The organism is Paenibacillus sp. FSL R5-0914, assembly GCF_038004525.1.
Lineage (GTDB): Bacteria > Bacillota > Bacilli > Paenibacillales > Paenibacillaceae > Paenibacillus_AQ.
Map to the genome: position 1 here is coordinate 113,702 of NZ_JBBORH010000002.1, position 13,829 is coordinate 127,530.

13 protein-coding genes are annotated in these 13,829 nt (G+C 44.8%); 10 read left to right on the top strand and 3 right to left on the bottom strand.

All coding sequences use genetic code 11. The annotated features are described in order from the left end of the window. Positions 1–84 precede the first annotated feature (84 nt). Both MKX60_RS16475 and MKX60_RS16480 read right to left on the bottom strand, forming a co-directional pair. Positions 85–930 (bottom strand): sugar phosphate isomerase/epimerase family protein, encoded by an 846-nt coding sequence (locus MKX60_RS16475; RefSeq protein WP_341060429.1) that lies wholly within the window; start codon positions 928–930, stop codon positions 85–87. Between the two features lie 50 nt (positions 931–980). After that, positions 981–1,889, bottom strand: a complete 909-nt coding sequence (locus tag MKX60_RS16480) for an alpha/beta fold hydrolase (RefSeq protein ID WP_341060431.1) — start codon at positions 1,887–1,889, stop codon at positions 981–983. A 376-nt stretch (positions 1,890–2,265) separates the two neighbouring features. On the opposite strand from MKX60_RS16480, the gene MKX60_RS16485 reads away from it, so the two are divergent. The 10 genes from MKX60_RS16485 (at position 2,266) to MKX60_RS16530 (ending at position 13,335) form a co-directional block, all read left to right on the top strand. Next, a complete protein-coding gene (locus MKX60_RS16485) occupies positions 2,266–2,769 on the top strand; it encodes a GNAT family N-acetyltransferase (RefSeq protein WP_341060433.1) in 504 nt (167 codons plus the stop codon). A gap of 227 nt (positions 2,770–2,996) precedes the next feature. Then, the gene (locus tag MKX60_RS16490) at positions 2,997–5,066 is read left to right on the top strand and encodes a bifunctional aldolase/short-chain dehydrogenase (RefSeq protein ID WP_341060434.1); all 2,070 of its coding nucleotides are present in this window, start codon (positions 2,997–2,999) and stop codon (positions 5,064–5,066) included. 40 nt (positions 5,067–5,106) lie between these two features. Beyond that, a complete protein-coding gene (locus MKX60_RS16495) occupies positions 5,107–5,865 on the top strand; it encodes a DeoR/GlpR family DNA-binding transcription regulator (protein ID WP_339802682.1) in 759 nt (252 codons plus the stop codon). Positions 5,866–5,891: 26 nt separating this feature from the next. Beyond that, positions 5,892–6,620: a (Fe-S)-binding protein gene (locus MKX60_RS16500; protein WP_042187093.1), complete on the top strand. Its 729-nt coding sequence runs from the start codon at positions 5,892–5,894 to the stop codon at positions 6,618–6,620. Then, positions 6,617–8,170 (top strand): LutB/LldF family L-lactate oxidation iron-sulfur protein, encoded by a 1,554-nt coding sequence (locus MKX60_RS16505; RefSeq protein WP_341060436.1) that lies wholly within the window; start codon positions 6,617–6,619, stop codon positions 8,168–8,170. The genes MKX60_RS16500 and MKX60_RS16505 overlap by 4 nt, the downstream gene beginning before the upstream one ends. Next, positions 8,163–8,891, top strand: a complete 729-nt coding sequence (locus tag MKX60_RS16510; RefSeq protein WP_341060437.1) for a LutC/YkgG family protein — start codon at positions 8,163–8,165, stop codon at positions 8,889–8,891. Before MKX60_RS16505 ends, MKX60_RS16510 begins: the two co-directional genes overlap by 8 nt. Positions 8,892–8,918: 27 nt before the next feature. Beyond that, positions 8,919–10,406, top strand: coding sequence for a rhamnulokinase (rhaB, locus tag MKX60_RS16515; RefSeq protein WP_341060438.1), 1,488 nt, complete (start codon positions 8,919–8,921; stop codon positions 10,404–10,406). Between the two features lie 415 nt (positions 10,407–10,821). Next, positions 10,822–12,096, top strand: coding sequence for an L-rhamnose isomerase (gene rhaA / locus MKX60_RS16520; RefSeq protein ID WP_341060439.1), 1,275 nt, complete (start codon positions 10,822–10,824; stop codon positions 12,094–12,096). A 117-nt stretch (positions 12,097–12,213) separates the two neighbouring features. Then, positions 12,214–12,852: a Vat family streptogramin A O-acetyltransferase gene (locus tag MKX60_RS16525; protein ID WP_341060440.1), complete on the top strand. Its 639-nt coding sequence runs from the start codon at positions 12,214–12,216 to the stop codon at positions 12,850–12,852. 111 nt (positions 12,853–12,963) lie between these two features. Continuing rightward, on the top strand, positions 12,964–13,335 hold the full coding sequence (locus MKX60_RS16530; RefSeq protein WP_042187107.1) for a YkvA family protein: 372 nt from the start codon (positions 12,964–12,966) through the stop codon (positions 13,333–13,335). A 16-nt stretch (positions 13,336–13,351) separates the two neighbouring features. On the opposite strand, the gene MKX60_RS16535 is transcribed toward MKX60_RS16530, so the two are convergent. Continuing rightward, positions 13,352–13,744, bottom strand: coding sequence for a winged helix-turn-helix transcriptional regulator (locus MKX60_RS16535; protein WP_060622450.1), 393 nt, complete (start codon positions 13,742–13,744; stop codon positions 13,352–13,354). Positions 13,745–13,829: the final 85 nt, after the last annotated feature.

Here is a 13,829-nt window from a genome sequence, read left to right on the forward strand (position 1 = left end):
CATCAAACGATGTTACTCAATCGTTCTGTTTCTTATTTTATTCAACTCGCTTAGAAAGGTACCATTTATCCAGTTTGGAAAGCATTATTTTTCCAAAGAAGCAATATTCTTCAGTAAAGCAACGGTCTCATTAATCTCGAGGTTCGTTATATCTTCTAAAGATAGGTCGATCATGGGCTTGAATTTTTGGAGTTTGCTCAGGAAAGTTTCGGTATGGAAATGCCCTCCACCAGCTTTACCGTGGTAAATTCTCTCTCCATCTTGATAGATGTCTTTTAAATGCGCCAAAATGATCCGATCCCCGAACAACCTGAAGGCGTCATCAACAATTTGATCCTGCATATCTACAGCGTCACCAATAAAATTGCATGGATCCAGGACAACCCCAATATTGCCAGAGGGAATTTCATCTAAGATGCGGCGCATCTTGTCTGGTGTAGAAAGAGTATGTGTGCAGACCCCCTCCAATCCCAGAAAAACACCCCATTTTTCAGCTTCCTCTGCAAGCTCTTGTACAGTTGCCTTTAATATATCCCAGCCGATCTCTTCGTAATGGAGCGGATCTTGTGCTTGGAAAGTAGTCAGTGCGCCCGTCTCCGTAGCCACCATAGGGGCGCCGAATTGGCGGGCATGCCGTAGATGTTCTTTAAAGCGATCTATTTCTAATCTCCGAATAACAGGATCCGGGTGAATGGGATTGATATAACAGCCTAACACTCCGATACGTATACCTGCTCTGTCAAATTGTTCGCCAATATAGTTTGCGAGGCCTGGACTTAATTTACCTGTGGAGGTATCGATGTCCTGAATAGCTTTGGATAAAGCAAGTTGAACAAAATCGATATCATAAATCTGAAGCGTTGCTGTCAACGATTTGAGGGGTAAACAACCAAATGTATGCGCTAATGTTCCGTATCTGATGGAAATCATCTCCTTATCTAGGGTAGGTATGTGTAATTACAAACATAATAGTAGCGCTTTCATCTGGATGCAAGTGATTTATCCTTATCGTCTATCAGGAAATTGATGATCTCAGTGTTTACTCTATCCGGTTGCTCATGATTAATCCCGTGTCCCGCATGGGGGATGACTTGGTAATAGAACTTTCCATCTTCTAAAATATTTATGAAATCCTTCGATTGTTTTAGCGCGTGTTCTCCAACTAGAAAAAAGAGCTTGTCTCTAACTGCGACAGCAGTGTTTATATCGTATGGATGAAGCTTATGCACAAACATAGCTTGCTGATTATGAGTGCGCATTAAAAGGATCAGATGAGCAGCTAATGCTGGATGGTTGTCAAATAAAGCGGAGTGAGGTGCGCTTAACTTCTTCAGAACTTTCAGTAAATTGCGATCCGTTGGAATCAGAATCTCCGGGAACATCATCATTAAAGTTTGGATCATGGCTTTAATCGGTGCAGTGACCATCCCGCCCTCCAAACAAACGACACGGTTCACTTTGTCCGGTTGCTTGGTCGCATAATTAAAAGCAATATAGGCGCCATTGGACACACCCGCAATATTAAAGACGTCTATATTCACATACGTCGCTATTTCATTAATCCATTTTACTTGCTCAAACTTCTGTTTGTTAAACTGCTCGTTAGGTATGCTTTTTCCGGGTCCACCCAAAGTATCAATCGCGATACAATAAAAATGCTTCGAGAACTCCTCGATATTTAAGATCCACATGACCGCCGAGTTATCACCAACACCATGAAACAGTAGTAAAGGTGGATTACTCTTTTGACCAGCAAGGATACAATGCGTCAGTCCATATGTGGTTGGAACATCGATCTCCTCAAGTGGAATGGGCCACTGCTCAACCATCTGCTCATAGGAGTGCCACACTCGTTCTTGCGCCTTGGCATTCTTAAAGCTATTTACCATCTCAAACCTCCTTATCCAAAATAAAACATCTGTATCTTATTCCAATTAGTATACTACGAGAGTTCGCAAGGAGGAGATAGAAATAGAAATATTACTGTGAAAAAGAGGGTGAGAGCAGATAAGTGTATTTAATACAACTAAACAGCTACTTTACTCCGGTTATTGTGATATAGATGTACTTTGTACAACTATATCTCTGGAAATCAGCGGATACAGCTTAATTGGGGGAATTTAGTTGCACAAAGTACACTTAACGATAGACAGGCGTGCTGAAGTTAATTTTAGTTGTAGAAAGTGCGATTAAATAATGCACAGGGCTCTTTTTTGCAGTAAAATTTTTTGATATGGTAAGCATTTTTGTGTTCTAGGGGGGATTATGATGTTAATTGAGCTAAAGGAAGCGAGTTTATCAGATGGACGCGATATTTTTGAAATGATTATGGAGATCGGCCCTGGGGAGAATGGATTCGTTAACAATGGGTTTGATTTGGCTTACAGTGAATTTCCTGATTTCATCAGAGATCGGATAGCACTCTCAAGAGGCGATAATCTCCTACCAAACTATGTCCCGCAAACCAACTATTGGTTACTGATTGACTCTTATCCTGTTGGTGTTGGAAAGCTAAGACATTCCTTAAATGATCAATTAAGAAAATCAGGTGGACACATCGGATATAGCATCAGGCCTAGTGAACGAGGAAAGGGCTTTGGCAAGATTTTTTTAGCAGAGTTGTTAAAAAAAGCTGCGGATCTGGGGATTGATAAGGTCATGCTGACTTGTGAGCCGAACAATGTAGCTTCGAGAAAGGTTATTGAAGCGAACAGAGGAATACTTAGCGGTATCGAGGATGGGAAATGTAATTACTGGATTAGTTTATGAGTCGAGTCGGTGCTGAATAGTGGGGGTGAAGGAGTTGCTAATTGGCAACTCTTTTTATGTTTTTTCGTAACGGAATTTCAGTTCATCCAAGGTGGATTCGTCTAACTTGTGAAATAAATTTTAAATTTTGTTGAAAACGCTCTATTCAAACACAAACAAATAGATTAAAATCAAAACAAACAAAAATAAACAAAAAAATAAACATTCAAAAACGGAGGTATTCACAAATGGTACAAAGTTTATGGGATTCTGCACGGGAAAAAGTCATCAACGGAGGTCTGGATGCACTGGTCTATCGCTCCAATCTGTTGGGTGAAGATCGTAGAGTCTGTAATTTTGGAGGAGGGAATACCTCTAGTAAAACTATAGAATTAGATTTCCGTGGTCGTGAGGTTGAAGTCATGTGGGTGAAGGGTAGCGGCTCTGACCTAGCTACGATGAAAGCAGGCAATTTTACCGGATTGCGGCTTGAGGATATTGCGCCATTGTTTGATCGGGAGGAAATGCCTGATGAGGAAATGGTGGCTTACCTCGCGAATTGTATGATTGATCCTAAGCATCCGCGTGCTTCAATTGAGACGCTGCTGCATGCTTTTTTACCATTCAAACATGTAGATCATACGCATCCAGATGCGATTATCAGCTTATGCTGTGCTCATAACGGTAAAGATATTGTGCGGGAAATCTATGGGGATCGTTTCGTATGGGTGCCTTACATTCGTCCTGGGTTCACTTTATCCAAAATGATCGCTGAAGGCGTACTTGCTAATCCTCAAGCAGAATTGGTGTTGATGGAGAAGCATGGCCTCGTGACTTGGGGGGATACGCCGGAAGCTTGTTACGCGAAGACGATCTCTATCATTAATGAAGCAGAGCGTTACATCCAAGATAGAATTGAAGATGGGAACCTGTTCGGAGGTCGCAAATCGGAAGCGCTTCCGGAAGAAGAGCGGCGGGCTGTAGCAGCTGCAGTGATGCCATTGATTAGAGGCGCAGTTAGTGATGAGCGCAAAATGATACTGACCTTCGATGATGCAGAGGATGTGCTGCGTTTTGTAGGTGGAGTTAACTCGGAGAAATTATCCAGTGTAGGTGCAGCTTGTCCGGATCATTTGGTACATACCAAAATGCTGCCACTATTTGTGAATTGGGAACCAAATGCCAGTGATATTGATGGTTTGAAAACGAAGCTGAACGAAGCGATTACCGCATACAAAGAGCAGTACAAAGCGTACTTCGATCGCAATAAGCATGAGGGAGATGTAATGTTCGAAGCCGCACCGCGTGTGATTCTAATTCCCGGAGTGGGAATGATCAACACCGGCAAAAGCTGGAGCAACTCTAAAATTAGCGGTGCCTTGTATCACCGGGCGATTGCTGTTATGCGCGGAGCTACCGCATTGGGAGATTTCGTCTCTCTAAGTGAGAACGAATCGTACAATGTGGAATATTGGCCTTTGGAATTATATAAATTGTCGCTGGCACCAGCAGAAGCAGAATTCTCGCGTAAGGTTGCGTTCATTACTGGTGGCGCAGGAGGAATCGGGAGCGAAACCGCTCGTCGACTAGTGTCCGAAGGGGCGCATGTTGTGCTGGCAGATCTCAATCTGGAGGGCGCACAGAAAATTGCCGAGGAGATTAACGATAAATACGGTGAGAATCGTGCGTTCGCTGTTAAAATGGATGTAACGCAGGAGGAGCAAGTTACCGCAGCTTATGCAGATACAGCACTTTTTTATGGCGGAGTAGATATTATTGTGAACAATGCTGGGCTTGCGACTTCCAGTCCTTTTGATGAGACTTCATTAAAAGAGTGGAACTTGAACATTTCCGTGCTAGGAACTGGATATTTCCTCGTTGCACGTGAAGCCTTCAAGATGATGAAGGAGCAAAAGATCGGCGGTAGCATGGTATTTATTGGCTCTAAGAACTCTGTATTTGCTGGAAAAAGCGTATCGGCTTACAGTTCTGCCAAAGCACTCGAAGCACATTTGGCTCGCTGTATTGCAGCTGAGGGTGGAGAGTTCGGTATTCGCGCCAATACAATTTTGCCGGATGCCATTCTACAAGGCTCAGCGATTTGGAATTCGAACTGGCGGAATGAACGGGCTGCTGCTTACGGGATTGAGCCGGATCAACTGGAGGAACATTATCGTAAACGCACAACACTGCTTGTAAATATTTATCCACGTGATATTGCTGAAGGGGTGGCTTTTTTCGCTTCATCCAAGTCAGAGAAGACTACGGGCTGCATGCTGACGATTGACGGTGGAGTGCCGGCAGCTTTTACTAGATAAGTGGAAGATGGAATATAGATAGATATAACGGAGGGAAGCCATGCTGATTGCAGACAGATATGAAAGAATCGTAGAACTAGTGAATGAACGTGGCAGCATTCGTGTCTCGGAACTGAGTACATTATGCCAAGTGACGGAGGAGACCATCCGCCGGGATCTTGATCGCTTGGAAAAGGCGGGGAGGCTGCTACGCTCGCACGGCGGTGCAGTCAGTCTACGTGATCGTCAGCCAGAGACGCCATATGCTGAACGTGAAATTATGAACGCAGCGGAGAAGCAGCAGATTGCTCGTGAAGCAGTGATGATGATAAAGCCGGGAGATCGGATTTTGCTGGATGCTAGCACAACTGCATGGTATATGGCCTCACATTTGCCGGATATGCCACTAACTGTACTGACTAATTCTATTAGGGTAGCTGCGGAGTTAAGTGGGAAGGAACGAATAGATGTGATCTCAACTGGCGGTCAACTGAGCCGCAGATCGATGTCCTTTGTTGGTCATTTAGCCGAGCGTTCGCTTGAGTTGTATCACGTGGATAAGATGTTTTTTTCCTGCAAAGGATTTCATCTCGAACGCGGTGCCAGCGAATCGAATGAGCTGCAAGCGATGGTGAAGCGAAAGATGATTTCTATCGCGGAGCAGGTGATCCTACTTTGTGACTCCAGCAAATTCGGAATCCAAGCGTTCACACATGTTGCCATGACTAGTGAACTGGATGTTGTGATAACGGATTACAGCCCTGCCACAGAACAGCTAAAGCAGCTACAGGAGCTGAACATCGCAATAACAACCGTGTAGAAAATAGTGTTGCAGGAGGTGAAGACATGAAGGTATCGATGTTTATTACTTGCATCAGTGATGCTGTGTACCCGAAGGTCGGAGAAGCGATGGCACGTCTGCTTGCCAGATATGGCGTACAGTTGGATTTTCCCGAAGTGCAGACCTGCTGCGGACAGCCTGCGTACAATAGTGGCTATTGGAATGAGGCACGTCAAGCTGCACTTACGATTTTGCAGGCTTTCGAAGACAGTGACTTTGTCATTGCTCCTTCCGGGTCTTGCACCGGGATGCTTCATCATTACCCGAAACTGTTTCAGGATGATCCGATTAATTTGGTCAAGGCGCAGAATTTGCAGCGTAAATCCTATGAGTTCAGCCAGTTCATGGTACAGGTGCTTGGCGTAACGGATCTAGGGGCAGTATTTCCGCATAAAGTTACCTATCATCCTTCCTGTCATGGCACTCGGATTCTGGGGATTCGTGATGAGCCTATGTTACTTATGCAGAATGTGAAGGCGATGGAGCTAGTGCCATTACCTTTTGCTGAGGACTGTTGTGGGTTTGGTGGAACCTTTGCCGTGAAGATGTCTGATATCTCCGGGGCGATGGTCACCGAGAAGTCAGATCATGTGCTGGAGTCGGAAGCAGAAGTCTTAACGGGTCTGGATATGGGCTGTCTCATGAATATTGCTGGGAATTTGCGTTATCGCCACAAACCGGTCCGAGTCATGCATTTAGCAGAGCTACTGTATGAGGGGGTGAGTGGACAATGAGTCAGAATGCCGCTCAGACTAAATCGGAATCGATTAATGTGAAGCCAGCTACGGTAAAAGAGCGTGCCGACTTGGCGCTGAATAATGACTTTTTGCGCAAGGCGGTTCGCTTTACTACGGAAAGGCTGCGTGACGGGAAACAGAAAGCGGCGAACGATCATGGACACTGGGAAGAATGGCGCGAACGTGGGCGGCAAATTCGCCTGCATACGATCGCTCATCTGGATTATTACTTAAATCTATTTGCGGACAATGCAAGAGCGAACGGCACGCATATTCATTTTGCGGCAACGGGTGAAGAGGCAGTGAAGATTGCTTTAGAGATTGCACAGCGAAAACAAGCGACTTCCGTGGTCAAATCAAAATCGATGGTGACTGAGGAGCTGCATTTGAATACGGCTCTTGAATCCATTGACGTGGAGACGATTGAGACAGATCTTGGTGAATATATTATCCAGCTTGCCGGAGAAACTCCGTCTCATATCATTATCCCAGCCATCCATAAGAACCGCTATCAGATTGCTGAGCTGTTGTCCAAGGAGGCAGGGGAGGAGCTTTTGCCTGAGACTACAATCCTTGCAGGATTTGTACGGCGCAAGCTACGGGAGAAATTCCTAGAAGCGGATATTGGGATGACGGGATGCAATTTTGCAATTTCAGAGACAGGTTCCATGGTGCTATTCGAGAATGAGGGCAATGCTCGCATGGTCACCACCTTGCCAAAGACGCAAATCACTTTGATGGGGATGGAGCGGATTATTCCTTCTTGGAGCGACCTTGAGGTGATGGCTACGTTATTACCTCGTTCAGCAACTGGCCAGAAGCTAACAGTGTATATGTCCGGTATTTCAGGACCCCGTAGAAAGGATGATGGGGACGGACCGGAAGAGCAGCATATTATTATCCTTGATAATGGTCGATCTGAGCAGCTCGGCGATCCAGAGTTTCAGGAGCTACTGAACTGCATCCGCTGTGGAGCTTGTCTGAATGCCTGCCCTGTCTATCGTCATATTGGCGGTCATGCCTATGGTGGAACTTATAGCGGACCAATCGGAGCAGTGTTGACCCCAGCACTGAACAAAAATGTAGATCAATGGGATGATATCGCAGGTGCATCGAGTCTATGCGGTGCGTGTTATGAAGCTTGTCCAGTCAAAATCCCTCTGCATGATATGCTTATCTATTTACGGCGACGTAAGGTAGAGAGAGGTTATGGAGACAAAGCGGAAGGTCTTGGCATGAAAGGTTTTGGTGCGATTATGGCGAAGTCCCAGCGATTCAGTAGTGTGATGAAAGTAGGCAGAATCGGACAAAAGCTACTTGTGAGAGACGGCGGAATTCCGTCAAAGCTTGGGCCGCTGAAAGGCTGGAATAACTACCGGATCGCTCCGAAGCTGGCGGATGAATCCTTCCGCGAGAGCTGGAAAGAGCTGCAGGAGGAGTTAGACAAAAATAGTCGCGAGATGGACCCGTCGATACAGAAACGGATGGAAGATTTATTAGCGAAGCGGAAGGCGGAAGAACTGAAAGGAGAGCCCGGATATGACTGAGGAAACGCACAGAGAATGGCTGGAGCGTATGGACCATGATTCTCGTGAGAAACAGCAGGCATTCATGAACGATATCGCTCGTCGTCTGAAGCGGCCAAGAACGACTGCGGCTCCGGTACATCCTTTTCGCGGTGCTCCAGATTATTGGCAAGAATTCCAGTGGAGTCCAGAAGAACGCATCGATCAATTTACTGCGAATTTTCAAAGTGCAGGTGGACATGTGTTTCGCATGGCAACGATGGATGAAGCTAAAGCTTTTATCGTCAATAAAGCGAGTGATATGCTCGCCCGTTATATTCTTCGGCAAAATGTAGCTGAGCTTGCGGCACTTCGGCTAGAAGAAGAACTTGTAGATTCGCGGGTATCTGTCTGGAATACGGATATGCAAGAAGCATGGAAAGCTAGGGCGGCGGAAGCCGATATTGGGATTGTGATCGCGGATTATGCAGTTGCTTATACAGGCTCTATTACAGTGTTATCTTCTGCGGATAAAGGGCGCTCTGTCAGCCTGTTGCCAACCGCATTAATTGCCATCGTTCCGCTGGAGCGGCTGAAGACTCGTCTGGGTGAGGTGCTTATTGATTTTGATGAAGCGGGACAATCGGGTCTACCCGCAGGTATTCACTTTATCTCTGGACCTAGCCGTTCAGCGGATATTGAGAATGATCTGACGATAGGTGTGCATGGCCCTGGAATCGTATTCGCCTTGCTGGTAGGCTGATGAGGAGATAAGGAGTGTTGTTTAAGAATGAATGCTGGGGCACATAAACAGGGTCAGAATCATATTGCTATTGATATTGGAGCCTCTAGTGGGAGAGTCGTTTGCGGAACCTTGCAAGAACCGGAAGGAACCTTATCATTAACAGAAATTCACCGTTTTAGTAATGGGTTCTCTGAGAAGAATGGTAATCTTTATTGGGACGTCGATTATTTATTTGCTGAAATTGTAAAAGGTTTGCAGAAGGCGAAGTCAAAAGGAATTGAGCATTGTACCGTCGGAATTGATACTTGGGCCGTGGATTACGTACTTCTAGATCAGAAGGGTACACGAATTCATGAAGTTTTTTCTTATCGTGATTCCCGAACAGATGGAGCGGTACAAAGCGTACATCGCAATATATCAATCGAAAGCGTTTACAGAAAGACGGGGATACAAGTTCTCCCGATTAATACGTTGTACCAGCTGTTTGTGCATGATCAGGCAGATCTTGAAGCAGCACATTCAATCCTGTTGGTCCCTGATTATCTCTACTATCGGCTTACGGGACGAAGAATTAGTGAAGTCACGAATGCTTCAACCACGGGTCTGCTTAATCTGCAAACTCGGGATTATGATACTGATTTACTGGCACTGCTTGGTCTTTCAAAAGAGCAGTTTCCTCCCTTAACGGAACCTGGGGAACGAATTGACGGATTGACTGATGACTTGGTGGCACGCGGTGATCTTCCAGATTGTGAGTTCATAACAGTTGCCACACATGATACAGCATCAGCTGTACTAGGCGTTCCTGCAAGTAGCGACAAATGGGGATTTCTCAGTAGTGGTACTTGGTCACTCATCGGGGTGGAACGAGCTTCAGCCATTACAAGTCCCGAGGCGATGGAACGTAACTATACGAACGAATGGGGCGCCTTCGGTTCGTTCCGTTTTCTTAAGAACATTATGGGGATGTGGCTGATCCAAAAGGTTCGTGAGGAATATGGCGGGCAATACAGCTTCGGCGAACTGGTGGAGCTGGCAGAGCAAGAGATTCCTTTCAGATCCATCATCTACTGCAATGATGAACGATTCATGAATCCATCCAACATGATCAGCGAGATACAGAGCTATTGTGCGGAAGTCGGACAGTTGGTACCAAAGACACCAGGGGAGATCGCCAGATGTGTGTTTGACAGTCTTGCTCTTTCTTACTATTTCTATGTTCAGGATCTTCAGCTATTGACCGGCGAGAAGTGGGAGCGGCTGCACATCGTAGGCGGAGGGGCGAACAATGGATTGCTATGCCAAATTGCGGCGGATTTGCTAGAGATGGAGATTTACGCTGGTCCAACGGAATCCACCGCATTAGGTAACGTAGTTATGCAAATGATCAGCGTGGGTACAGTCACAGATATTAAAGAAGCAAGAGAAATTATATTTCGTTCATTTGATGTAACAATCTATATTCCACAAGAGATGGACTCTTCCCTAAAAACCGCGGCATTAGCTGAGTTTGCTCGACTGCAGATCGTTTAAGAGTAACTAATAAAGTTATGGGATGACTATTAGATAGCTAAGGGTGAGCAAAAGAGGTACAAAAATCCCCTACATTGAGCGTAAATAGCGGAAAACGAGCAAAAGAAGGGTATAAATCCCCCACATAGAGCGTAAAAAGTGGAAAACGAGCAAAAGAGGGGTATAAATACCCCTCATAGAGCGCAAAAAGCGGAAAACGAGCAAAAGAAGGGTATAAATCCCTCTCATTGAGTGTAAATAGCGGAAAACGAGCAAAAGAAGGGTATAAATCCCCCTCTTTGAGCGGAAAAAGCAGAAAACGAGTAAAAGAAAGTTATAAATCCCCCTCATAGAGCGCAAAAAGTGAAATACGAGTAAAAGAAGGGTATAAATACCCCTAAATGAAATCACTAAGAAAATATCAGGAGGCTCAAGCATGGTGCAGAATACAGAAAGCTTAAAGAACATTCAGACGAGCTATAATGAGGCGAAAAAGCTCTACGCACAGCATGGCATTGACGTAGATAAAGTATTAGAGCAGCTTGCAGCAATCAAAATTTCATTGCACTGCTGGCAAGGAGACGATGTAAAGGGCTTCCTGAATAAGGAAAAGGAACTAAGTGGCGGAATCGCGGTCACGGGCAGTTACCCGGGGCGAGCTAGAAATCCGGAGGAGCTGCGCCGTGATTTGGAGCAAGCACTAGCACTTATCCCCGGACGTCATAAAGTTAATTTACATGCTATTTATGCCGATACGGAAGAAACTGTAGATCTTGATGCGCTAGAGCCTAAGCATTTTGAAAGATGGGTGCACTGGGCTAAGGAGCAGGGGCTTGGATTGGATTTCAATCCCACTTGCTTCTCTCATAAAAAAGCTAATGATGGCTTCACACTAAGCCACTCGGATCCTGAAATCCGCAACTTCTGGATTGCTCATTGCAAGGCTTCACGCCGAATCTCCGAATCTTTCGGTCAGGCACTAGGTCAGCCTTGTGTAACCAACTTCTGGGTTCCAGATGGATATAAAGATACACCGATCGACCGTCTGTCACCGAGAGTGCGACTTCAGCAATCACTGGACGAGATCTTCAGTGAGGAGATCGATCAGCAATATAACATTGATGCTGTAGAAAGCAAGCTGTTCGGAATTGGTTCAGAAAGTTATGTGGTAGGTTCGCATGAATTTTATATGGGTTATGCACTAAGTCGGGGCAAAGCGGTTTGCTTCGATGCTGGGCATTTCCATCCGACCGAGACCATCTCGAATAAACTATCCTCTTGGCTGCTGTTTGGTGATCAATTGTTGCTGCATGTTAGCCGTCCAGTACGCTGGGATAGTGATCATGTGGTGATTATGGATGATGAACTGCTGGAGATTGCTCGTGAACTAGTTAGAGGTCAATTCCTAGAAAGAACTCATATTGGACTCGATTTCTTTGACGGAAGTATTAATCACATTGCCGCTTGGGTGATCGGAACACGTAACACAATCAAAGCCCTGCTACGTGCGATGCTGGAACCGATAGTGCTATTGAAGCGAATTGAACTGGATGGGGATTATACTACTAGACTTGCACTGGTAGAGGAATTGAAATCTTATCCGTTCGGAGCTATTTGGGATTATTATTGTGCGACGAATGGTGTGCCTGTCCGAGAAAGTTGGCTGAGCGAAGTGAAGCAATACGAAGTAGATGTTTTATCAAAGCGATAAAGTACTTGTAATGGCGGTTACCACACGGTAGCCGCTTTTTATGTTCATGATTCGTACTTATTTGAAAAGATATGTGATCTCTGATATGTTTTATCAAAAAGAGAGAGAGGCGTTATTATGGAGAAATATGGACCGAATCCGAATGTGCTCTATCCGAATGAACAGATCAAAAGCATCTGTTATATCAAAAATGTGATTACAAGAAAAAATATTACGATTGGCGATTATACGTATTATGATGATATAGACGGTGCCGAAAAGTTTGAGGAGCATGTGACTCATCATTATGATTTTATTGCTGACAAGCTTATTATTGGGAAATTCTGCGCGATTGCCAAAGGTATTGAATTTGTCATGAATGGTGCGAACCATCGAATGAATTCTGTTACGACCTACCCTTTTAATATCATGTCTAATGGCTGGGAGCATGCGGTTCCAGAACTATCAGATTTACCCTTAAAAGGAGATACGGTGATTGGCAACGATGTGTGGATTGGGCAGAATGTTACGGTTATGCCGGGTGTACATATTGGTAATGGAGCCGTCATCGCGGCCAATTCAACAGTTGTCAAAGATATCCCGGCTTATAGTGTCGCTGGAGGAAATCCATGTAAAGTAATCAGACAACGTTTTGATGATGAATTGATCGAACATCTAGAAGCGCTTAAGTGGTGGGATTGGGATGCTGAGCGAATCTTTAAGAATCTTGAAGCGTTATGCAGCAGTGATTTGAATAAAATCAAAGAAATTAAATGATATTGTGTAAGTTTCATAGAAGGAGCTATAGTTTATCTTAAAGATATAAATAATAGCTGAGGGTATACTGACTGTATGTACTTCATATGAACCTTGCGGAGGGAAAATCTAATGAAGAAAGATGATGATAAGATCACTGCGGAACTCACAGCAGAGAAGTTTCCATACAGTAAAGAGAACGAGGAGATGGTGACGCGGAATTTTTGGACTAAAACTAAAAAGTTCGCAGGCAAGATCCCATTTACTAAAGATGCTATTGCGATGTATTATTGCGCAGTCGACGCAAAGACCCCTTTATGGGCAAAAGGAATTGCCTTCGGAGCGTTGGCTTATTTCATCTCCCCGATTGATGCGATACCCGATGCGATTCTCGGCCTTGGATTTACAGATGATGCAGCGATCATTGCAGCAGGCATTAAAGCGATATCTGGTCAGGTAACCAACGAACATAAGGAAAAGGCCGAAGCATTTTTTGAAAAATAAAAGGTGCAGCTTTGAGCTACACCGTAATATTTGTACCTTCTGGACAGCTTTCTGCGGAAAGCTGTTTTGTTTTGTAAACCTCGCCCCAGTCTTTCATGAGTTTAATAATAGGGGTCAGTGTCTTGCCAAATTCAGTTAACGAGTATTCGACTTTCGGGGGAACCTGATGGTAGACCTCGCGGTGAACAACTCCATCTTCTTCCAGCTCTCTAAGCTGCAAGGTTAACATGCGTTGAGTGATTCCTGGGCATATCCGGCGAAATTCGTTAAAGCGTTTCGTTCCATCCATCAAGTGATAGATGAGAATTCCCTTCCATTTTCCTCCTATAACATCGAGCGTAAATTCCACAGGGCAAGCTTCCTTATTGCCTCCTGGGAAATCTCCGAATCCACCTTTTCGATCACGCATAGCCGTTCAACTCCCATAGTATCATTTTGTATACTACATAACATTAATGTGCGTACTTTTAAAGAAGTGATATATATTCTAATAT

What these genes read in the sequence shown, in the direction of transcription:
- MKX60_RS16475 (WP_341060429.1), bottom strand. Translation starts at nt 930, where the DNA reads ATGATTTCCATCAGATACGGAACATTAGCGCATACATTTGGTTGTTTA.
- MKX60_RS16480 (WP_341060431.1), bottom strand. Translation starts at nt 1,889, where the DNA reads ATGGTAAATAGCTTTAAGAATGCCAAGGCGCAAGAACGAGTGTGGCAC.
- MKX60_RS16485 (WP_341060433.1), top strand. Translation starts at nt 2,266, where the DNA reads ATGATGTTAATTGAGCTAAAGGAAGCGAGTTTATCAGATGGACGCGAT.
- MKX60_RS16490 (WP_341060434.1), top strand. Translation starts at nt 2,997, where the DNA reads ATGGTACAAAGTTTATGGGATTCTGCACGGGAAAAAGTCATCAACGGA.
- MKX60_RS16495 (WP_339802682.1), top strand. Translation starts at nt 5,107, where the DNA reads ATGCTGATTGCAGACAGATATGAAAGAATCGTAGAACTAGTGAATGAA.
- MKX60_RS16500 (WP_042187093.1), top strand. Translation starts at nt 5,892, where the DNA reads ATGAAGGTATCGATGTTTATTACTTGCATCAGTGATGCTGTGTACCCG.
- MKX60_RS16505 (WP_341060436.1), top strand. Translation starts at nt 6,617, where the DNA reads ATGAGTCAGAATGCCGCTCAGACTAAATCGGAATCGATTAATGTGAAG.
- MKX60_RS16510 (WP_341060437.1), top strand. Translation starts at nt 8,163, where the DNA reads ATGACTGAGGAAACGCACAGAGAATGGCTGGAGCGTATGGACCATGAT.
- rhaB (WP_341060438.1), top strand. Translation starts at nt 8,919, where the DNA reads ATGAATGCTGGGGCACATAAACAGGGTCAGAATCATATTGCTATTGAT.
- rhaA (WP_341060439.1), top strand. Translation starts at nt 10,822, where the DNA reads ATGGTGCAGAATACAGAAAGCTTAAAGAACATTCAGACGAGCTATAAT.
- MKX60_RS16525 (WP_341060440.1), top strand. Translation starts at nt 12,214, where the DNA reads ATGGAGAAATATGGACCGAATCCGAATGTGCTCTATCCGAATGAACAG.
- MKX60_RS16530 (WP_042187107.1), top strand. Translation starts at nt 12,964, where the DNA reads ATGAAGAAAGATGATGATAAGATCACTGCGGAACTCACAGCAGAGAAG.
- MKX60_RS16535 (WP_060622450.1), bottom strand. Translation starts at nt 13,744, where the DNA reads ATGCGTGATCGAAAAGGTGGATTCGGAGATTTCCCAGGAGGCAATAAG.